Below are 19624 nucleotides of genomic sequence, written 5' to 3'. Positions count from 1 at the left end.
CATTTATTATCAAGAGGACTAGTAAAACTGTAGGGCTAACACTTAACGAAATGTCGTTATCTTACGCACTCTTGACAAACGAATAGATAGCCCCATTATGATATACTGCTAATTGATAAGCGCAGGTAGTCCATCAATGCATTTTGATCGCGTGGCTATACTATTTATAATAAGCTTTAACGACTTACCATTAGTTTTAACGACAGCACCCTATTGAATCAGGCACCGATTATTTGCCATTATGGCATAGCAAACGATAGCTTTTGATTCTAGTTAATGAGGTAGATATGAACGAATCAGCCACCCCTTATAACCCAAGCTCTAGTAGTCCCAGCGCAAGCTGGCCTGTCGATCCTACTATTTTGACGTTGACCGATAGCGCCGCGCAAAAGGTGCGTCGTCTGCGCGAAGAAGAGGGTGATAATGAGCTGATGCTGCGTGTCTATGTGACAGGCGGCGGCTGCTCAGGTTTCTCCTATGGATTTAGGTTCGATAGTGATCTAAATGAGGACGATGCCAATTTTGACAATGAGGATGTGACCTTGGTCATCGATTCTATGAGTTATCAATATTTGCAAGGCTCGACTGTCGATTATATCGAAGGTTTAGAGGGTGCCCGTTTTGTGGTACAAAACCCTAATGCGACGACCACTTGTGGCTGCGGATCCTCGTTCTCAATTTAATTTATTAACTTGATACTTACTATGACAATGCATTTGCCATAACTAACCATTAAAAGCATCTATCCACGTGGTAGATGCTTTTTTTGTGGTTATGTTTTTATAATTTCATTCACTGCACAAGCAGTCGCTATAAACCCAAAAAAGTGGGTAAAAATACGCTATACACGCCACGTATAAAGCTTATCGTATTTGTAAGCACGCATAGTTTTTAGGACTACTTTGGGCTAAACTGAGCGGACTGTCTCTATGACACCCCTTTTTTAGATCGCATTTCGATCTACCTTTATAAATAATGATAGATGACCCTTATGAGTAATCCTGTAAGCAGTTTTGTTGATTTTGAGATTCCAAGTTGGTTTGATAGCAAGCATTTAGTCGGTATGCTACGCGGTATTGAAAAAGAGGGATTGAGGGTCAAAGCAGATGGTTATCTTGCGCAAACGCCGCACCCCAAGCAGCTGGGATCAAAACTAACCCATCCCTTTATCACCACTGATTACTCTGAGAACTTACTTGAGCTTATCACCGACCCAAAAGACTCGCCAAAAGATACCTTAATGATGCTACGCCAGTTGCATGTGCTGGTATATAAAGCTTTGCCTGAAGAGGAGCTGATGTGGCCGCTCTCCATGCCCTGTATGCTCTCATCTAATGATGAAGATATTCCCCTTGCCGATTATGGCAGCTCAAACACCGGTAAGCTCAAAACCCTCTATCGTAGCGGTCTTGGAGTGCGTTATGGTCGTCGTATGCAGACGATTGCCGGTCTTCATTATAATCTGTCATTTGGCGATGATTTGTTTCATGCATGGCAACAGCAAGCGGATACAGAGCAGCCTTTAGCAGAATTTAAAAACGAGAAATACCTAGGTCTTATTCGTAATTTTAAGCGCCTAACGAGCCTTGTGCTCTATCTATTAGGGGCCAGCCCCAGCGTCTGCCCTTGCTTTTTGGCAGGGCGCGAGCACGATTTGAAGCTACTAAACGACTCCACCTATTACAAGCCTGCGGCAACTAGCCTGCGTATGGGCAAACTTGGCTATACCAACAGCGTGCAAGAGCATCTTGACATCCGCTATAATCATTTACCTGAGTATATCGAGGGCTTGCGCCGCGCGATTCAAACGCCGCACGAGAGCTTTCAAAAACTTGGCCTCAATGATAGTAATGGCAATCCTATTCAGATCAATGATCATATTTTGCAGATTGAAAACGAGTACTACAGCCCTATTCGACCCAAGCAAATCGCTGAGCGCGGCGAGACGCCAACTGAGGCTTTAGAGCGCCGCGGTATTGCTTATGTTGAGTTTCGAGCGATAGATTTGGACCCGTACAGTGACGTTGGTATTCGCTTATCTAGTGCTTGCTTCTTAGAAGTCATGGCACTGTATTGCTTGCTCAATGACTCGCCTGAATTGATGCCTGAGGAGGAAGAGGCGCTAGCTATCAATCTTGAGCGCGTAGTCAATGAAGGCCGCCGTGACAATCTACATATTATCAATAATGGACAAGAGCAGTCGCTTGAGAGCTGGATGCTGGCGCACCTAGCCAATATGCAGCCGCTAGCTGCGCTCTTTGATGCGCACTATGGTGGCAATGATTACCGCGCAGCAGTTGCGTTGATGCAAGGCAAAGCGGGACACTCAGAGTCGACGATATCCGCGCAAGTGAACTCTGATAGCGCGCGCCTAGGTAGCTTATGGAAGCTTGGTTTCACCCTTGCCGAGCAGCACCGTGATGCGCTACTACAACAGACGCTAAGCCCCAATATCCAAGCTAAGTATGAAGTACTGGCTGAAAAGTCTATTCTTCAGCAAGCTGAAATTGAAGAGAGTGAAACAGAAAACTTTATGGATTATATCCAGCAGTATCGATCCTTTTAAAAGTCATAATTTAATACTGTTATAAGCGTACTACTGATAACTACCGCAACATCTACAGCACTCTTGTCTTAGAGTGCTTATCCCCTTTTAACAAACCAGTTATTCCACATCATATAAGCGTACTTATCTTATGTTACGAGCTATCACCTACCGTCAATTACAAGTCGTATTAGTCATTGGGGCTGTCCTAGGCATGAGCTATGCGTTGTTTTTTTTGCAGCGTTACATGGGCTTCACTCCTTGTCCGCTTTGCGTATTTCAGCGCATTGGCTTAATTGTGATGGGCATCTTTGCCTTACTTGCAGCGATTTTTCATCCCAAATCCAAAGCGGTCAAAATACTGCTGTGGCTTGGTAGCCTAATAGGTATTGTCTGGTCAACAGGGGTCGCGGCGCGTCACGTTTGGCTACAACACTTGCCTGCCGATCAAGTCCCCTCATGTGGACCAGGTTTGGACTATTGGCTAGATACGCTACCGATGAGTCAAGTTATGAATCAGGTATTTGCAGGATCGGGTGAGTGCGCTACGATTGATTGGATATTTTTGGGACTGAGTATTCCTGAGCAGTCATTGATATTTTTTAGCGTATTGATCTTAGTTCATATACTTATACTATTACGTATCTGGCGTCCTGCTACTCTAAATCATTAGTTTTGTATTTAAAATGTTTCTGGTAACTGGTGAATAAAAATCGCGCGCATTTGTAATGCTTATCAAATTATATGTATTTATAGTCTATTAATTCAGTTACTTAAGCCCTGCTAATATTTACGCTTAGTAGGGCTTACTATTGTGTACTTGTTGATTTACTTCAAAAATCCAAGCTTACACTCCATTTATCATAACAAAAAGTGCACAAACTCTAAGATGAGCTTTGTTATCTTGAAGTTTGTCATCTAAAATCTGGCATTAAAAAACGACGCAAAACATCTTGTCTGCTATTGGTGTATTTATGAAATTTATGATGACTTCTTTGTCTATAACAACGATGAGGCGATTCTGGCTCGTATTGCCTGCCCTAGCCATCACTATAGTGAGCTGCGATAACTCTCATTCTTCCTCGACATCGAATAATGCAGTGTCAAGTAAGGTATCTGCTTTTATCAACGCACAGGATGATGGAGACGACGTTGCCGTTATTACAAATAGTAATGACGAATCTGAGTTTGATTACGAGACTGACAGTGTGGAGGTTGTAGAAGAAGGCCAATCCCTTATCGCTGCGGCTAAGCCTGATGAAGCCCAGTCATCGTTACCTTCGAGTAATACGTTGCAAGCGACCTTGATGGGTGATTACGGCGGTATCATACCTTGTACATTTTGTGATTATATTGAAGTCACTTTAAACTTATTTGCCGACGGTAGTGTGGTCAAAACCAGCGTATATAACAATCCAAAGCTTGCGCGCGTACCTTTGGTGGAATCGGGCATATATCGTCAAGACGACGACAAGATTACGATCGCTTATGACAATCAGCATACTGAGTCTTATCACATCGAGGACAATCACTTACTGATGATAGATAAGAATAAAAATATTGATGTCAATCACGCTCTATCTCGTCAATAAACCCTTGGACTATATAAACCTTTGCACTGTACAAGCCTATAAAGCGACGCCTATTTATCAGGCGTTTTTTATTGCCTGACTGTTAGCTGTGATGCGAATACGCTACAATAAGCCAATTTTACTTCCTCATTCATTGACATGGTCTAAACGATTTATGCATATTCATATTCTTGGGATTTGTGGCACTTTTATGGGCTCTTTAGCGCTGCTCGCTAGGGAGCTTGGGTTTACGGTGACAGGGTCAGATGCCAACGTCTACCCGCCGATGTCCACTCAGCTTGAGCAAGCAGGCGTGACGATCAATGACGGTTATCATATCGAGCACTTACAACCCGCACCCGATCTTATCGTCGTCGGTAATGCGATGAAACGCGGTATGGATGTTATCGAGTACATGCTCGATAAAGGCCTGCGCTATACCTCAGGGCCACAGTTTTTATCCGAGCAAGTGCTACAGTCGCGCCATGTCATCGCAGTTGCAGGTACGCATGGCAAGACGACAACGACGACGATGCTAGCATGGATACTTCATTACGCCGGTATAGATACAGGGTTCTTAATTGGCGGCGTGCCTTTGGTAAATACCCTTGATGAGCACTTACAGCAAGTGTTTGCGCATAGCAGTTATTTGGGTTCTAAGGGTACAAGCGTCGATACAGATAGTGTAGGCTACTTCGTCATTGAGGCGGATGAGTATGATTCGGCGTTTTTTGATAAGCGCTCAAAGTTTGTGCATTATCGTCCCCGTACTGCCATCTTAAATAATCTTGAGTTTGATCATGCTGATATCTTTGCTGATCTGGCTGCCATTCAAACTCAGTTCCATCATATGGTGCGCATGATTCCAAGTAGCGGCAGGATCATTATGCCCGCCCAAACCAAAAGCTTGGAGGATACTTTAGCCAAAGGCGTCTGGACCCCTGTTTGGCGTACTGGTGTCACAACTCACAGCTCAAGCAGTCAGCGTGATAGTGACTGGCAAGCTGAGCTTATCAGCACTGATGGTAGTCAGTTTTGCGTAAGTTTCGCCAATGACCAAACCAGCGCTGTCGTTGAGTGGTCAATGAGCGGACTGCATAACGTTAATAATGCTTTGGTGGCGATCGCAGCGGCTTACGATGTTGGCGTCGATATTACGACTGCCTGCGCGGCGCTATCGAATTTCGCGGGTATCAAGCGCCGTATGGAATTGATCGGTGATGTGAATGATATTCTGATATTTGATGATTTTGCTCATCACCCGACAGCAATCACTATGACTTTGGACGGTGCTAAGAAAAAGCTGGCAGGTAGACGCCTATGGGCGATTATTGAGCCGCGTAGCAATACTATGAAAATGGGTATTCATCAAGATAGCTTAGCGCAGTCAGCAATGCTGGCTGATCAGACGCTTTGGTATGAGCCTGCAGGGCTTGAATGGGGTCTTAAAGCGGTCATCGATGAGGCTAAAGCGACCAATACAGACTTAAGCTCGCAGCAGGTTATGAGTAGTATCGATGAGATTATTAACCATATTCAAACTCATGCACGCGCAGGTGATGCTATCGTCATCATGTCAAATGGTAGCTTTGAAGGTATTCATCAGCGCCTGCTCACTACCTTGCAATAGAGCTTTGATACAATGATGGCGGCATATATTTTAAAGAAATGCTTTTTGCATTTTTATTAACTAAGCACTTACCTATTGACCCTACGCTATAGCAAAGAGACGGATTTTCTCACACAGCCCATACACAGGTAACAATTTCTACTTACTTTAATTTTAATTTAGCGTTTACAATGACTTCATTACAACGATTACAACGTCGTAGAGTGACAACGTTGCAAAACCTTTAAATTATAAGAATTAGGAGAATAAAAATGGGTTTTATTTGGATGATTATCGTAGGTCTCGTTGCAGGTTTATTAGCTCGTGCTATCAAACCGGGTAATGACGCGATGGGCTGGATTATGACGATTGTATTAGGTATCGTCGGTGCTATGCTCGGTGGTTTTATTGCAGGGCTCATTGGTATTGATGCAGATGGCGGGTTCACCGGTCTTATCTTCTCAGTAATCGGTGCAATTATCCTTCTGTTCCTCTATGAGATGATTATGAACAGACGCCGCGTATAACTATTAGTCTTTTAGCTTACAGTCTATTAAATAAATGAGCCTCATATCGTATGAGGCTTTTTTTGGCATCAGCAATGCCTTTTGGTAAAAGAGCAAACATGCCCTAAATGACCTACCTATATGACTGAGTAGGTCGCAAATATCCTTGATAACGCTTACTTTTGCCCTTATTTAACTTATAATAAGCCCTATTTCATCCGCTATTACCGAGGTGCGCTGTTATGGCAATACGCCCTATTCTAAGTTATCCTGATCCGCGTTTGCGTACTATCGCAGCGCCTGTCAAAGAAGTCACGTCTGAGATTAAAACCTTAATCAAAGACATGATTGAAACCATGTATGACGCTGACGGCATTGGTCTTGCAGCAACGCAAGTAGATGAGCATATTCAGCTTATTGTTATGGATTTATCTGAAAATAAAGACACGCCAATGGTGTTTATCAATCCAAAAGTGACGCCGCTGGTTGAAGAAAAACAGCCGTATGAAGAAGGCTGCCTGTCGGTACCTGAGGTCTATGACAAGGTTGAACGCCCAAACAAAGTACGTATCGAAGCGTTAGACGAAAATGGCGAGATCATAGATAAAGAGGTCGAAGGTTTGCTTGCCGTCTGTATCCAGCATGAGATGGATCATCTAAATGGTGTGGTCTTTGTTGATTACTTGTCTCGTCTTAAGCAAACGCGCGCCCGCGATAAAGTCAAAAAAGTGCTTAAAATACGTGAAAAGCAAGACGTCAAGCAAGCTCAGCCGAGTAATGTTTAAATAGCATTTAAGTTAATTGAGCACTTATCTTAACGCATGATGAGTGCTTTTTCATTTCTGTACACTTCTTTATTTATCTCTATAAAGGTTTCGCCATATGACTATGATCAAAATCGATCAATATTTTGACTCTGCCGCTTGGCAAAAATTTACCCAAGCCGCGCAGGGTCGCGAGACGCCATTTTTGGTGGTGGATTTGAGCCGTATCAAGACCAAATACAATCAGATGGTTGAGCTGTTCCCTAATACCAAACTTCACTACGCGATGAAAGCCAGCCCTGCGGTTGAAGTCATTAATTTACTTGCTGATTTAGGCTCAAACTTTGACTGCGCTTCTATCTATGAGTTAGATCGGGTACTAGACTGTAATGTTGAGCCCTCGCGTATCTCTTACGGTAATACCATCAAAAAGGCAGAGCACGTTAAATACGCGTTCGATAAAGGCGTCGATCTATATGCGACCGACTCAGAGGCGGATCTCAAAAATATCGCCAAATACGCGCCAGGATCAAGAGTATTTGTACGTATCCTAGTGCAAGGCGCGCAAACGGCTGAGTGGCCACTCTCGCGCAAATTTGGCTGTCACCCTGATATGGCAATCGATCTACTGGTGCAAGCTAAAGCCTTGGGACTGGTACCTTATGGTATCTCGTTCCATGTCGGTAGCCAACAAAAAGACGTGGCGGCGTGGGATGATGCGATTGCCAAGGTCAAATACATGTTTGATTGGATGAAAAACGAAGAAGGCATCAAGCTACAGATGATCAATCTAGGCGGCGGCTTCCCGACCAATTATATTAGTGAAGTCAACCCTATAGAAGTCTATGCTACTGAGATCAAACGTTACTTGTCTGAGGATTTTCATGACGACGATATGCCAGAGATTATCTTAGAGCCTGGGCGCTCGCTAGTCGGTGGCTCAGGTGTTCTAGTGAGTGATGTCGTGCTCATTTCACGCAAGTCTCATACCGATCTGACTCGCTGGGTGTATACCGATGTTGGTCTGTTCCAAGGCTTGATTGAGACTTTGGGAGAGGCGATCAAATATCCAGTCTATACGCCAAAGATGGAGACCTCCACCAGCGAAGGTACCGTGGTACTGGCAGGGCCTACCTGTGATTCGACCGATATCATGTACGAAGAAGCAGGATATCAGCTGCCTAATGAGCTTGAGATTGGCGATAAGATCTATTGGCTCACCACAGGCGCTTATACCAACTCTTACTCCTCAGTTGAGTTCAATGGTTTTCCGCCTTTAGAGGTAATTTATATCGATTAGTTCTTAGATGCCTCTATAAATAAAAAGCGCAGCACTGTGAATATAGTCAACACTAGATAAAATGGATACGTTATTCAAAAACGCGGAACTGGTATAAATTTTTCTGGCTTGCTGTGCCTACGCAGACAGAGGCTGCAAAAAATTCATTCCAGTCCCGCTGTATCTTTTTTATATTGGACTGACTATAGCAAGGCTGCGCTTTTTTGTGTCTGCTTTAAATGCAATGACTTCAGCAAATTTATCGAACCAAAAGAGAGATAGGCATACTATTATTGCTACTAAAAGTGCGGTTACTGCCATAGCCTGAGCTTTGACTTTGCCCATTTTGGGTAATTTGACCAATCGTAATCCATTGCCCACGCGGCACGATGATCGTACTATTTAGACGCTGAGCTTTGACCGCATTATTCTGACGGTAAGCCGCATTGGATCTGACAAGCGTCTCCTCTACTTGCGATAAATTGACCTCGACTTGCCCATTTGGTAATAGCCTTGGTACAACAGCGATGCCTTGCGTGGTCGGCAATAGTATCTGCTGCTGAATGATGATTTGTCCTAAGGGTTGGTTTAAATTAGAGTAAATACTGCTGCTATAATTTTGCGTTAAAGCATAGAGCGTACCTGTGCTAATACTCGCGGCACTGCCTGAGAGCGTCTGTACTTGATACAGATTACCCGTTCGCTGCTGGCGACTGCTCTGGATGATAGCTCCCGATCCTTGAATACCGCGATTGCTGATAATAACCTGACCTTGTTGGCTATTGCCTTGTACCTTGCTATCACTGCCCACACGTACAGCTACAGTTAATGGCTGCGGCTGACTATCAATCTGTTTTAGTAACTGTTGCACGGCTTGATAATTGGCGCGCGTGGTGCGTAGTAACAATTTTTCTTGATAAGTGCTAACAGTGCCGCCATCAGGGCTGGTATCTAATTGCTGACGTACCGCAGGTAATAACTGATTGCCGCCGTAAGTATCGATGACGTAGGTCTGATAGGTAGCGGCTTGAGTGGTAAAAGGCAGAACAATAATACTTAGAGCAATAGCTATTGATCGCACTGCGCCTGTGGCAGTCGTCATAAACTTTGAGTCGTTATTGTTCGTACTTATGTGCCTACTCATCTTATTTATATCCTACTCATTTAACCCAAGCACATCTTGCATATTATACTGACCGTTTTTTTGCTGGGTGATCCAAGTTGCTGCGCGCACTGCACCTGCGGCAAAGGTCATACGTGCTCGCGCTCGATGCGTAATCTCGACCACTTCGCCATCAGCGATAAACATGACCGTGTGATCGCCGATGATCTCGCCGCCGCGAATCGCATGAATACCGATAGTGCCTGTTTCACGTGCACCGGTTTGCCCTTCGCGTCCGTAGATCGCAACGTCTTTTAGGTTTTGACCACGAGCCTCTGCGACTGCTTGGGCCATCATATAAGCCGTGCCAGATGGCGCGTCGATCTTGTGTTTATGATGCGCCTCAATGACCTCGACATCAGCTTCATTGCCAAAGGCTTTGGCTGCCATAGCCAATAGCTTGAGCGATAGATTAACCCCAGTGGAGTAATTGCCTGCGTAGACAATGGCAATGTGTTTGCTGGCTTCAGTCAGCACTTGCTCTTGCTGCTCGTTAAAGCCTGTAGTACCAATGACCATGGCGACGTTGTGCTCAGCGCAAGTTTGCATGTTTTGTTCAGTGGCATCTGGGAGACTAAAATCAATCAATACGTCGATATCGTCAATTACTGCTACCAGATCATCGACGATTTTTATGTTTAAATGATCAATCGCTGCGACTTCGCCGGCGTCTGCGCCTACGAGGCTTGAGCCCTCACGTTCGATAGCAGCACTCAAAGTCGTTTGCAGATTTTCATTGACGGCTTCAATCAGCATACGGCCCATACGTCCGCCTGCACCGATAACGCCGACTTTTATTGTTGTATCATTTGCTTGCTTGCTCATTATCCATCCTAAATACTTGTGAATATCTGATGATTATCATAGCATGAATTAATTTATGCCCTATTATAAACTCATATGAAAAAGCCCAGTAGTTTCACGTGAAACTATTGGGCTTAGAATGTCAAACAGTGAATCAACGACTAGTCAAACAATTCGCCAATCTTTTTAAAGAAAGATTTTTTGTGCGGTGATTGTTGATGCTTGCTATCACCATCCAAAGTATCTTGGAATTGACGTAATAAGTCTTTTTGCTCACGTGTTAGGTTCACAGGAGTTTCGATAATAACGCGGCAAATCAGATCGCCTTTCATCGTGGTACGTACTGGAGTCACGCCTTTGCCGCGTACTCGCAGCAACTTACCGCTTTGGGTGCCCTCAGCGACTTTGATATTGACTCTACCATCAAGCGTTGGGATCTCAACTTCTTTACCGAGCGCGGCATCGGTAATGCTAACGGGGACATCCATATAGAGATCAGCGCCTTGACGGGTAAAGACTTCGTGCGGCTTGACGCGCACTTCGACATATAGATCGCCGTTTTGTACGCCTGCGCCGCCAGCCTCGCCCTCTCCTGCTAGGCGTACGCGGTCACCATCGTCAACGCCTGCAGGGATAGAGACTTCTAAATTGCGCGCTTTGTCTTTAATGCCGTTACCATGACAGTCAGGGCATGGGTTCTTGATTTGCTTACCAGAGCCGCCGCACTGCGGGCAAGTTTGCTGTACAGCAAAGAAGCCTTGCTGCATGCGAATCTGACCTTGACCGTGACAGGTCTGACAAGTGACGATATCTGAGGCATCTTTTGCGCCTTTACCATCACAGGTATTACAAGGCGCAGGCGCGGTAAAGCTAATCTCTTTTTTGCAGCCCCGTACCGCTTCTTCTAAAGTGAGCTCGATAACGTAGCGAAGATCAGAGCCACGACGGGCGCGACCACCGCCGCCGCGCGACTGACCAAAGATATCGCCAAAATTACCAAAGATATCGCCAAAGATGTCTTGGAAGTTACCACCGCCTGCGCCGCCAAAGCCGCCACCGCCCATGCCGTTCTCGAACGCCGCGTGCCCCATACGATCATAAGCGGAGCGCTTGTCGGCATCGCTCAATACTTCATAAGCCATCGAAGCTTCTTTGAATTTTTCTTCAGCATCAGGGTCATCAGAGTTGCGGTCGGGATGATATTTCATCGCCAATTTACGGTAGGCTCGTTTTACTTCTTTATTGTCTGCTGTTTTGCTAACGCCTAATATCTCATAAAAATCGCGCTTACTCATGGGCTCTCCTATCGTCATGACAGTATGGGCTTACAGGTTATCTACGACTCTCACCTTTTAATATCTTGACGATATTTATTTTTATAAAAGATATAAGTTTCACATGAAACCTACATTCTACAAGGTAAAAAAGGAGTCGATAAACACCTGTAGCGGATACTGCGTAACCAAATCAGTTATTAAAAGTTTGCGCTGTTTATGGAGATGATAGGCTTATTTATCAAGCTGGCAGTCGATAGATTTTTTATTGATGCCATATCCTCTTGTGGCATGCTAATATTTATCGCCCTATTTATTTTTAGATGCTCAAGCAGGTCACACCCTTATGAAAAAGCTGACTACCCTTTTATTGCTACTTATCGTCATTGCTATCGCTGTGTATGCAGGCTCGCCCTACTATAGCGCCTATCAGCTCAAAAACGCTTATGACACCAAAGATGGTGCGACTATCGCAGCTGCCATCGATTATGAGCAGGTGCGACCGAGTATTCAGACGCAGCTGACCAATGATTTTGCAGTGACGATGAGTGAGTACCCATTGGTCGCAGAATTGGGCGGCGATGCACTCAGCCAAGCAGCGGATAACTTTATCGCTCAAGCCGTAGATAGCGCGGTCACCCCGCAAAACGTTGAGAGGCTCATTAACACTCAAGGCCAAGCTAATACCGCGACCAAACAGCTAGCGGCGGCTTGGGCCATCGCTAGTAATCAGGTTGATTTGCGCGGTCTGATTCAAGACCTTATTATTCAGCGCGGTGATATGAGTGCAGTGATTGCCAATCAGACGCAGCTGGTCATGGAAAAGCAAGCAAACGAGCTTGCTCAGCAAGACGCGCAAGCTGGTGATAAACCTGCATTAAATTACTGCGGTATCAACTGCTTTACGATTAGTGGTCAAGTCAAAGGCTATCCTATGACGATAGAGATGGCGCGTAACGGCCTTATTGAGTGGAAAATCGTTGATATTGTGCTTCCTTAATAAAATTATAAGACGCTATTGATGTGTCTTTTAGCCTATAAGTGAGTTTATAATGCATACTCAAACTATACTTAAAAAAACAGGCTCTGATTCTGATATTCAAGAATCGATGACTATATTAGATGGCGGAATGGGACGTGAGCTTGAGCGCCGCGGCGCGCCCTTTCGCCAGCCTGAATGGTCGGCACTAGCTTTGAGCGCTGATCCTGATAGTGTGCGTGATGTTCACTTAGACTACATTAAATCGGGCGCTAGCGTCATCACTACTAACAGCTATGCGGTCACGCCTTTTCACTTAGAAGAGCGGTTTTTTAGTGAAGGAGCGCAGCTCATAAGAGTTGCCGCGCAGCTTGCATTTGAAGCAGTACAGGCCAGCAAAAGTCTGGACACACTACAACTGGACCCCCTACAACCTGTACAAATTGCGGGCAGCTTACCGCCACTCTTTGGCTCTTATCGACCTGACTTGTTCGATCCTAAGCGCGCACCTATGATCGCGCGTCCGTTATTAGCTGAGCAAATAGACTATGTCGATATCTGGCTGGTAGAAACACAAAGCAGCATCCTTGAAGCGATCACTTGGCAGCACCTAATTACAGATTTTACAGCAACTCAAAGTAAGCACTCAGCCAAACCCATTTGGGTCGCATTTACGCTCGATGATAGCGCATTAGATATGGCTACTGACGACAATGAATCCGATAAGCATATAAATACCGCGAAGCTGCGCTCTGGCGAATCTGTGACTCAGGCTGTAGAGGCTATGCTCGCGCTCAGTGTCGACGCTATACTCTTTAACTGTAGCCAGCCTGAGGTTATGAATTTGGCATTACAAACAGCCAAAGCAGCTCTAAATAAAGCAACTGTAGATACAACAATTACAGACAAAGCCTGCAACATGCAGCTAGGCGTCTATGCCAACGCGTTTGCCTCAAAGCAGGTGCATAAACAAGCCAACGCACAATTGCGGCAAATACGCAAGGATACGACCCCTGAGAACTACTTGACGTGGGCCAAGCTCTGGCAAGCTTCTGGCGCTACTATCATCGGTGGTTGCTGCGGCATTGGGACTGCTCATATCACGCAGCTTGCGCAGCATTTAGCTGTCAAATAGCGATGTTCCAGAGTCAGTATCAAAATTCTACTCTACCCCCAAAAACGCCAAAAACTCAGGACTCTCAAAACTCGCTTGATATAAGACGCCATCTTCGCGATAAATTGCAGGGGTGGCTATCACTGCCAATCCCGCTGCCTTCTCACGGTTAGGCGTCACATAATCGGTGCTACAACCAGCAGGTGCTGGGGTCATCTGACCGTTTAGCATAGCGCTATCTAACGCTTGGCGGCGGCTTGCCTCACCAGACTGACACCAAATACCGCGCATCTGCTCAGGTGACTGCTCATAGATAGGATAGCCAATCGTTTTCACGGTAACGCCCTTTTGATTTAGACTATCCATCTGCTTGTGTAGCCTACGGCAATAGGGACAATTGACATCCGTTGCAACATAAATAACGGCGCGATCAGTAGTCGTTGCTGGATAAGTAATCAGCTGCGACTCATCTAATTCGTTAAATACCGATAAGTTTTTGCGGGTTTCAAAGTTTTCATCAAGACCCGTGAATTGACCATTCTCTATCACCGATATCTCCCCATCTGTGACGTATTGCGCATCATCAGAGACCAAAAACGGTACGCCTTCTAACGTTGCACCCCAAATGACGCCGGGCACTGCTGTGTAATAGAACGGCGTTTTGGCGCTCATGTTAGCAAGTGCACTCATATTGGCAAGGAGCGCTGACTTGACCGCACTGCTGACTGGCGTACCGACTTGCGCAGCACTGCTACGCGTAGGCGTCTCGGTCACGACGCGCGGGCTTGGGTTTTTTTGCAAGTCGCCTTGGATGACGTATTTGGCGTCTGCGGTGATATGGAGTGGCGGTTGTCCAGCCAGATCGACTTGATACATATTTGGCAAATTAGAAGGTGCAATCGATGTAATCTCAACCTTGATACCCGCCTCGCTTAACGTTTGACGGATACGGGCATCCACCGTTTGGCTCACTGAGCTGGCTTGAGTATTGCTTGACTGAGAGACGCTACTCATCGTCGATGTGGCAGGTTCAGCGCAAGCACTTGTCGCTAATAAGAGAGCGCTGACGAGACTAATTGCTTTAAATAAAGGCGTGGTTTTGATTGTGGGTAGCAGCATAGCGATTGTCCTAACACAATGGAGTAGTTGCTAGAGTCGGTTATGGTCAGAGACACGATAACATTAGCAATTACTATACAAAAAAGTAGATTAAAAGATATCAGGACTTTAGCACATAAGTTAAATTCGGGAAGGGTTTGCCAGTTACTTTTGCAAATCGCTACTTGAGCTTAAGGGAGGCGCAATACAGATAGATAAAATGAGGTAAACATCTTGTATGATTGTAGGGTATGGTTAGAGAAGCGTAACCTGAAAGTCTTTGAAACAAAGTGTTGCTTTATTAGACTTGCAAGGAAAATTCTTTATAACAATTCCATAAAACTAACCACACCCTACGTAAGATTAGTTAAATGACTTCTAAAACTTAGCCACTTCATCGGCAGTCAAGAAACGACTATCGCCGCGCTCTAACCCGTCTAAAGTGATATGACCGATACTTGCGCGGTGCAGTTCGGTGACGCGATTGCCAAAGTAGCCCATCATGCGTTTGACCTGATGGTATTTACCTTGCTCCAAGGTCAGACGTGCATGCGTCTCATCGATAAACTCAAGGGTGGCAGGTTTAGTCGGCTCATAATCGCCTTCTAACAAGATACCTTCACTCACCTTTTGAATAGCTTTAGCTTGTGCGTCCTCATCCATAGGATCAGCTAGGGTTAGCTCATACACCTTGGCATGCTCGTGCTTGGGACTCGTCACGCGGTGCAGCCAGCCGCCATCATCACTAATGAGTAGCGCGCCTGTGGTATCGACGTCCAAGCGCCCTGCAATACGCAAACTACCCAGCTCTGGTACGGCGATGAGTTCTGTGACGATAGGGTATTCCTTGGCCTTTAGCGTACATTCAAAGCCTTCAGGCTTATGCAGCAAGATATAGCGATTGCCTGTCGCCACCGATAACGGCTCGCCTGCCCACAGCACTTCATCATTGACAATATCGACATGCACGCCTGGATCTTTGATGACCTCGTCGTTGACTGTGACCTCAGAGGCGTGCAGGATTTTTTTGGACTCTTTGCGCGACAGTTCCGTGGCTTTACTAATAAATTTATCTAAACGCATGCTTTTGCTACCATTTGATTTGTTATAGTAGGGCAAGTTTAACATATTCACTCTCAGCCTAGGCATATCATCACGACTATATGAGCTATCAAACCCCAAAAATCGCCGTCAGCGCTCGCCTTGACATCAAAAAATCAGCCTTTATCACTTACAGCTATCCTGTCAGCTCACGTGAAGCGGCTATGTTTCATGTGGAACAATTGCGCGCGCAATATCCAGATGCGCGGCATTGGTGCTGGGCCTATATCATAGGCGATCCTAACAATACGACGAGCGCAGGTTTTGATGATGATGGCGAGCCAAGCGGTACCGCTGGACGACCGATATTAAATGTATTGCAGCACAAATCTATCGGTAATGTGATTATTATCGTCGTGCGTTATTTTGGCGGCATTAAGCTGGGCGCAGGCGGTCTGACGCGTGCCTACGCAGGATCAGCGCAAGCCGTGGTCGATGAGATGACCCTGCAACCTTATGTGCCTATGATGCAAGTACAGATCGTTGCCGATTTCGCTCATGAGTCGCAGTGTCGTTATATCGTTGAAGACCTACAGGGTCATATTGATGACGTCGTCTATAGTAAGCAGGTCACGCTGACTGTGACCATCGCTGACGCTGATATCGCAACGTTGAAAGAGCGTTTGGCGATGGATGGTCGGGTGCTTGAGGACTAAACTGCTTAAAAGACTCACTTATTTGAGTAACCACCCGTTCACTCAAAAGCGTTGGTTTTGCCAGTGGCTATCGGTATGATAACTCATCCTTTTGATCCCACTTTAATAAGATTCTACTATGTATATTCATAATGCCCCAAAAGCCTTTAAACCCGCTCCCTTTAAGCCGCCTTTTTGGCTAACCAATTCACATCTGCAAAGCATCTTACCCAAGTTCTTTGCGCCCAAAACGCCAACGTATCGCCGCGTGGTCAAACCAGACTCCTTGTGCGAGACAGACATCGCCTACGACTTTTATGATGCGCATCCAATCGATAACCCAGATAACGCCTTAGAGCAGACGCCATTGATCGTTCTGTTCCACGGGATGGAAGGCAGTAGCGATAGCCATTATGCGCGGGCTTTGGCGTATCAGATGCATGCTCAAGGCTGGCACTTCGTCGTCGCTCACTTTCGCAGTTGCGGCGGTATACCTGCAAATGGTCGCGTGTTTTATAATGCGGGCGATACCAAAGAGGTGCACCATATGCTACAAAATCTGCGTGAAGAATTTGCCAATATCTATGCCGTTGGCGTGTCTCTTGGCGGTAATGCGCTGGCAAAATATCTGGGTGAATACGGCGATAAAGCCCTCTGCGAAGGGGCAGCGGTGATCTCAGCACCTGTCGATATGTCGTCCGCTGCGCTGAGTATGCATAGCTTTTTGAGTCATCGCATTTATACCCCGTACCTGCTCAACCCTATTATCAAAAAAGCACTCGCAAACGATATCACTGAAGAAGAAATCGCCTCTATCAAAGCCGTCAATCGCATCAGCGACTTTGACCATATCTTTACCGCCCCGCGTCACGGCTACCGCTCCAATAACGACTACTATCATTCTTCCTCGGCGCTACCTTACTTAATCGATGTGACTCACCCCCTACTCCTCATCAGCGCCAAAGATGATCCCTTTATCGGCTTTACCGCGACCGAAGGCGATGTCTCAGACACGGTTACTATTATCGAGACGGATAACGGCGGTCATATTGGCTATTTGCGTTATCGCTCAGAAAAATCTCAGGCCAAAAACGAATCAGCAAATGCTAAGTCCGCAAATGGTGACAACAGCAAAACCTCAAGATTTGATATCAATTGGATACCCGAGACCGTCAGCGCTTACTTTAAAGCCATTGGCGTGGGTTCTAATCAATCATAAGCCGTCATTACTTAGGTCACTTACCCTTGTAAAATTTTGAGACTATATTATGTATCCTTACCTGCGCTATACCAAGTCTATCGTTGACGCTGTCATTGCTAATAAAAAACAGCAACCTCTAGACTTTACGCAAACGAGCGAAGTCACAGTGCGTTGTAGCTTTACCGATATCGATCCGATGTTTGAGATGAATAATGGCCGCGTGTTGACCGTCTATGATATTGGGCGTACCGACTTTATCATTCGTACAGGGCTTGCCAAGCAGCTACTCAAACAGCGTTGGGGTATGGTGGTGGCTGGTAGCACGGTTCAGTACCGTAAGCGTATTCGCCTGTTTGATAAAGTGACGATAAAGACGCAGCTGGTCGGTATGGATGAGCGCTGGCTCTATCTTGAGCACTCGATGTGGGTCAAAGGCAAGCCGTGCTCCTCGGTGCTACTACGCACAGGCGTAACAAAAGGCGGCAGAGTAATTGAAACTGCACAGGTATTAAAAGCGCTAGGTGAGCCTGATTTGGTCGTGTCGCCTGAACCTTGGGTACAAGAGTGGATAGCGTCCAATAAGGATCATCGTTGGCCACCAATGGCTCAGAGCTAAAAAACTCCATTTGAGCTTCTGACCACCTTATCCTCCGTTACCCTAAGTTTTGAGAGCAGACTATGTACCCCTTTATTCGTCATACCACTACGCTTATACAAGCGCTATCGCAAGTCAAAAAGGGGCAGACGTTAACCTTAAATGACGTCAGTGAAATTGAGTTTCGCTGCCAGCTGACGGATATCGATGATTACTTTGAGATGAATAATGGGCGCATACTGACCCTATATGATCTAGGCCGGATGAACTTTGCCGTACGTACAGGATTGGGTCGTCAATTGTTCAAACAACGTTGGAATCTGATCGTGGCCGGTACGAGTATTCAATATCGCAAACGTGTCCGCGCCTTTGATAAAGTGACGATGAAAACTCAAATCGTCGGTATTGATGCACGCTGGATATATATTGAACAGTCCATGTGGGTCAAAGGCAAGCCTTGCTCCTCTGCTCTATTACGAACCGGTATTACTAAAAAAGGCAAGCTAGTCGAGACCGCGCACGTACTTGCAGCACTGGGTCAAGCTGATTGGCTAAAACCACCTGAGCCTTGGGTACAAGAATGGATAGACGCCAATGAGGATCACCGCTGGCCGCCGATGGGTGAGATCGTTTAGAATTTTTAAGCATTTAAAATGTTTAAAAATACAGAATTGAGAGCAAAATTACCGAGTAAGTTTTTGGTAACTTTAGCGCTACCCTTTGCTAACAAGTCACTATATAAATAAATATAATAAATGCTAGGATAGAGATGAGTAGGTTACTCAACAAATTATAAAATAAGGATAATAATATGGCTAAGCAAACAGATTACGTCGGTACGCTATTTGACAATAGCGACTCAAACCCTAGCAAAATCACCCTAGCCTTTACTATGGCAGGTGTCGCCCTCAAGCAAGGTCATTCGGCAACCGTTATCTTGATGGTAGACGCGGTACACCTAGCCTTACCTAATGCGCTAGATAATGTCGATATTGGCGATCCCTTCGAGCCTGCTGGCGAGCTGCTAGAAGCCTTTATCGAAAAAGGCGGTCAGGTCTTGGTCTGCGGCGCGTGTATGAAACATAACGGCGTGGCAGAGTCAGACATTGACAAGCGCTTCCCCGTCATCAGTGGTGACGATGTGGTTAAGCTGTTGATGGGATCAAAAGGGTCTTTGCAGTTGAATTAGAGCTGAACAAATAAAGTTATAAAAATGAGCTGGTTTTCTTTGGCATCTTTTGATGGTTTGGGGAGCTGGCTTATTTTTTGTCTACAATAATTTAGATTTCAAAATCTATTTTGTAGATCAAGCTTTTGAATAATTAAAATGTTGGGTAGGGTGCGCCCCGCGCACCAATTGGTTATTTTGATGTAGCTCAAAGAAATA

General features: G+C 45.5%; 20 protein-coding genes. 15 read left to right on the top strand and 5 right to left on the bottom strand.

Annotated elements, in window-relative coordinates; genetic code table 11:
* The first annotated feature begins 287 nt into the window (after nucleotides 1-287).
* The 8 genes from erpA to ACR64J_RS00220 all read left to right on the top strand — a co-directional run bounded on the left by erpA (nucleotide 288) and on the right by ACR64J_RS00220 (nucleotide 8295).
* Nucleotides 288-683 carry an iron-sulfur cluster insertion protein ErpA gene (gene erpA / locus ACR64J_RS00255; protein WP_317200450.1) on the top strand — a complete coding sequence of 132 codons (396 nt, stop codon included), beginning with the start codon at nucleotides 288-290 and terminating at the stop codon, nucleotides 681-683.
* Between the two features lie 308 nt (nucleotides 684-991).
* Nucleotides 992-2566 carry a glutamate--cysteine ligase gene (gshA, locus tag ACR64J_RS00250; RefSeq protein WP_435949978.1) on the top strand — a complete coding sequence of 525 codons (1575 nt, stop codon included), beginning with the start codon at nucleotides 992-994 and terminating at the stop codon, nucleotides 2564-2566.
* 130 nt (nucleotides 2567-2696) lie between these two features.
* On the top strand, nucleotides 2697-3218 hold the full coding sequence (locus tag ACR64J_RS00245) for a disulfide bond formation protein B (protein ID WP_435949977.1): 522 nt from the start codon (nucleotides 2697-2699) through the stop codon (nucleotides 3216-3218).
* A gap of 301 nt (nucleotides 3219-3519) precedes the next feature.
* Nucleotides 3520-4137 (top strand): copper resistance protein NlpE N-terminal domain-containing protein, encoded by a 618-nt coding sequence (locus ACR64J_RS00240; protein WP_317200447.1) that lies wholly within the window; start codon nucleotides 3520-3522, stop codon nucleotides 4135-4137.
* Between the two features lie 154 nt (nucleotides 4138-4291).
* Nucleotides 4292-5746 (top strand): UDP-N-acetylmuramate:L-alanyl-gamma-D-glutamyl-meso-diaminopimelate ligase, encoded by a 1455-nt coding sequence (gene mpl, locus ACR64J_RS00235; protein ID WP_435949976.1) that lies wholly within the window; start codon nucleotides 4292-4294, stop codon nucleotides 5744-5746.
* A gap of 251 nt (nucleotides 5747-5997) precedes the next feature.
* Nucleotides 5998-6252: a GlsB/YeaQ/YmgE family stress response membrane protein gene (locus ACR64J_RS00230; RefSeq protein ID WP_435949975.1), complete on the top strand. Its 255-nt coding sequence runs from the start codon at nucleotides 5998-6000 to the stop codon at nucleotides 6250-6252.
* A 221-nt stretch (nucleotides 6253-6473) separates the two neighbouring features.
* Complete coding sequence (def, locus tag ACR64J_RS00225; RefSeq protein ID WP_317200444.1) at nucleotides 6474-7016, top strand: peptide deformylase; 543 nt, start codon at nucleotides 6474-6476, stop codon at nucleotides 7014-7016.
* 103 nt (nucleotides 7017-7119) lie between these two features.
* Entirely contained in the window at nucleotides 7120-8295 is a 1176-nt protein-coding gene (locus ACR64J_RS00220) for a type III PLP-dependent enzyme (protein ID WP_435951084.1), read from the top strand.
* A gap of 238 nt (nucleotides 8296-8533) precedes the next feature.
* Here the strand turns inward: ACR64J_RS00220 and ACR64J_RS00215 are convergent, their stop codons facing one another.
* From ACR64J_RS00215 to dnaJ, 3 genes are all read right to left on the bottom strand, one after another.
* A complete protein-coding gene (locus ACR64J_RS00215) occupies nucleotides 8534-9376 on the bottom strand; it encodes a hypothetical protein (RefSeq protein ID WP_435949974.1) in 843 nt (280 codons plus the stop codon).
* A gap of 54 nt (nucleotides 9377-9430) precedes the next feature.
* Nucleotides 9431-10261: a 4-hydroxy-tetrahydrodipicolinate reductase gene (gene dapB, locus ACR64J_RS00210; protein ID WP_317200440.1), complete on the bottom strand. Its 831-nt coding sequence runs from the start codon at nucleotides 10259-10261 to the stop codon at nucleotides 9431-9433.
* 140 nt (nucleotides 10262-10401) lie between these two features.
* A complete protein-coding gene (gene dnaJ / locus ACR64J_RS00205) occupies nucleotides 10402-11535 on the bottom strand; it encodes a molecular chaperone DnaJ (protein WP_435949973.1) in 1134 nt (377 codons plus the stop codon).
* Nucleotides 11536-11860: 325 nt separating this feature from the next.
* Between dnaJ and ACR64J_RS00200 the strand changes: the two genes are divergently transcribed.
* Nucleotides 11861-12514 (top strand): DUF2939 domain-containing protein, encoded by a 654-nt coding sequence (locus ACR64J_RS00200; RefSeq protein WP_317200438.1) that lies wholly within the window; start codon nucleotides 11861-11863, stop codon nucleotides 12512-12514.
* 52 nt (nucleotides 12515-12566) lie between these two features.
* Nucleotides 12567-13628 (top strand): homocysteine S-methyltransferase family protein, encoded by a 1062-nt coding sequence (locus ACR64J_RS00195; RefSeq protein ID WP_435949972.1) that lies wholly within the window; start codon nucleotides 12567-12569, stop codon nucleotides 13626-13628.
* A gap of 27 nt (nucleotides 13629-13655) precedes the next feature.
* Here the strand turns inward: ACR64J_RS00195 and ACR64J_RS00190 are convergent, their stop codons facing one another.
* Both ACR64J_RS00190 and ACR64J_RS00185 read right to left on the bottom strand, forming a co-directional pair.
* Complete coding sequence (locus tag ACR64J_RS00190; protein ID WP_435949971.1) at nucleotides 13656-14726, bottom strand: disulfide isomerase DsbC N-terminal domain-containing protein; 1071 nt, start codon at nucleotides 14724-14726, stop codon at nucleotides 13656-13658.
* Nucleotides 14727-15083: 357 nt separating this feature from the next.
* Nucleotides 15084-15788: a pseudouridine synthase gene (locus ACR64J_RS00185; protein WP_435951083.1), complete on the bottom strand. Its 705-nt coding sequence runs from the start codon at nucleotides 15786-15788 to the stop codon at nucleotides 15084-15086.
* 80 nt (nucleotides 15789-15868) lie between these two features.
* On the opposite strand from ACR64J_RS00185, the gene ACR64J_RS00180 reads away from it, so the two are divergent.
* The 5 genes from ACR64J_RS00180 (at nucleotide 15869) to ACR64J_RS00160 (ending at nucleotide 19426) form a co-directional block, all read left to right on the top strand.
* Nucleotides 15869-16462, top strand: coding sequence for a YigZ family protein (locus tag ACR64J_RS00180; RefSeq protein ID WP_435949970.1), 594 nt, complete (start codon nucleotides 15869-15871; stop codon nucleotides 16460-16462).
* 118 nt (nucleotides 16463-16580) lie between these two features.
* The gene (locus ACR64J_RS00175) at nucleotides 16581-17660 is read left to right on the top strand and encodes a YheT family hydrolase (protein WP_435949969.1); all 1080 of its coding nucleotides are present in this window, start codon (nucleotides 16581-16583) and stop codon (nucleotides 17658-17660) included.
* A gap of 49 nt (nucleotides 17661-17709) precedes the next feature.
* Nucleotides 17710-18258 carry an acyl-CoA thioesterase gene (locus tag ACR64J_RS00170; RefSeq protein WP_435949968.1) on the top strand — a complete coding sequence of 183 codons (549 nt, stop codon included), beginning with the start codon at nucleotides 17710-17712 and terminating at the stop codon, nucleotides 18256-18258.
* A gap of 62 nt (nucleotides 18259-18320) precedes the next feature.
* A complete protein-coding gene (locus ACR64J_RS00165; protein WP_435949967.1) occupies nucleotides 18321-18872 on the top strand; it encodes an acyl-CoA thioesterase in 552 nt (183 codons plus the stop codon).
* A gap of 176 nt (nucleotides 18873-19048) precedes the next feature.
* Nucleotides 19049-19426, top strand: a complete 378-nt coding sequence (locus tag ACR64J_RS00160) for a DsrE family protein (protein ID WP_435949966.1) — start codon at nucleotides 19049-19051, stop codon at nucleotides 19424-19426.
* Nucleotides 19427-19624 lie beyond the last annotated feature (198 nt).

It is taken from the genome of Psychrobacter sp. DM8 (assembly GCF_051307025.1).
Classification (GTDB): Bacteria; Pseudomonadota; Gammaproteobacteria; order Pseudomonadales; family Moraxellaceae; genus Psychrobacter.
Note: the sequence above shows the minus strand (reverse complement) of the source record. Positions and strands in the feature narration are given on the sequence as shown.

Bases quoted from the DNA above. Each gene is read 5' to 3' on its own strand.
- erpA (WP_317200450.1), top strand. From the start codon at position 288: ATGAACGAATCAGCCACCCCTTATAACCCAAGCTCTAGTAGTCCCAGC.
- gshA (WP_435949978.1), top strand. From the start codon at position 992: ATGAGTAATCCTGTAAGCAGTTTTGTTGATTTTGAGATTCCAAGTTGG.
- ACR64J_RS00245 (WP_435949977.1), top strand. From the start codon at position 2,697: ATGTTACGAGCTATCACCTACCGTCAATTACAAGTCGTATTAGTCATT.
- ACR64J_RS00240 (WP_317200447.1), top strand. From the start codon at position 3,520: ATGAAATTTATGATGACTTCTTTGTCTATAACAACGATGAGGCGATTC.
- mpl (WP_435949976.1), top strand. From the start codon at position 4,292: ATGCATATTCATATTCTTGGGATTTGTGGCACTTTTATGGGCTCTTTA.
- ACR64J_RS00230 (WP_435949975.1), top strand. From the start codon at position 5,998: ATGGGTTTTATTTGGATGATTATCGTAGGTCTCGTTGCAGGTTTATTA.
- def (WP_317200444.1), top strand. From the start codon at position 6,474: ATGGCAATACGCCCTATTCTAAGTTATCCTGATCCGCGTTTGCGTACT.
- ACR64J_RS00220 (WP_435951084.1), top strand. From the start codon at position 7,120: ATGATCAAAATCGATCAATATTTTGACTCTGCCGCTTGGCAAAAATTT.
- ACR64J_RS00215 (WP_435949974.1), bottom strand. From the start codon at position 9,376: ATGACGACTGCCACAGGCGCAGTGCGATCAATAGCTATTGCTCTAAGT.
- dapB (WP_317200440.1), bottom strand. From the start codon at position 10,261: ATGAGCAAGCAAGCAAATGATACAACAATAAAAGTCGGCGTTATCGGT.
- dnaJ (WP_435949973.1), bottom strand. From the start codon at position 11,535: ATGAGTAAGCGCGATTTTTATGAGATATTAGGCGTTAGCAAAACAGCA.
- ACR64J_RS00200 (WP_317200438.1), top strand. From the start codon at position 11,861: ATGAAAAAGCTGACTACCCTTTTATTGCTACTTATCGTCATTGCTATC.
- ACR64J_RS00195 (WP_435949972.1), top strand. From the start codon at position 12,567: ATGCATACTCAAACTATACTTAAAAAAACAGGCTCTGATTCTGATATT.
- ACR64J_RS00190 (WP_435949971.1), bottom strand. From the start codon at position 14,726: ATGCTGCTACCCACAATCAAAACCACGCCTTTATTTAAAGCAATTAGT.
- ACR64J_RS00185 (WP_435951083.1), bottom strand. From the start codon at position 15,788: ATGCGTTTAGATAAATTTATTAGTAAAGCCACGGAACTGTCGCGCAAA.
- ACR64J_RS00180 (WP_435949970.1), top strand. From the start codon at position 15,869: ATGAGCTATCAAACCCCAAAAATCGCCGTCAGCGCTCGCCTTGACATC.
- ACR64J_RS00175 (WP_435949969.1), top strand. From the start codon at position 16,581: ATGTATATTCATAATGCCCCAAAAGCCTTTAAACCCGCTCCCTTTAAG.
- ACR64J_RS00170 (WP_435949968.1), top strand. From the start codon at position 17,710: ATGTATCCTTACCTGCGCTATACCAAGTCTATCGTTGACGCTGTCATT.
- ACR64J_RS00165 (WP_435949967.1), top strand. From the start codon at position 18,321: ATGTACCCCTTTATTCGTCATACCACTACGCTTATACAAGCGCTATCG.
- ACR64J_RS00160 (WP_435949966.1), top strand. From the start codon at position 19,049: ATGGCTAAGCAAACAGATTACGTCGGTACGCTATTTGACAATAGCGAC.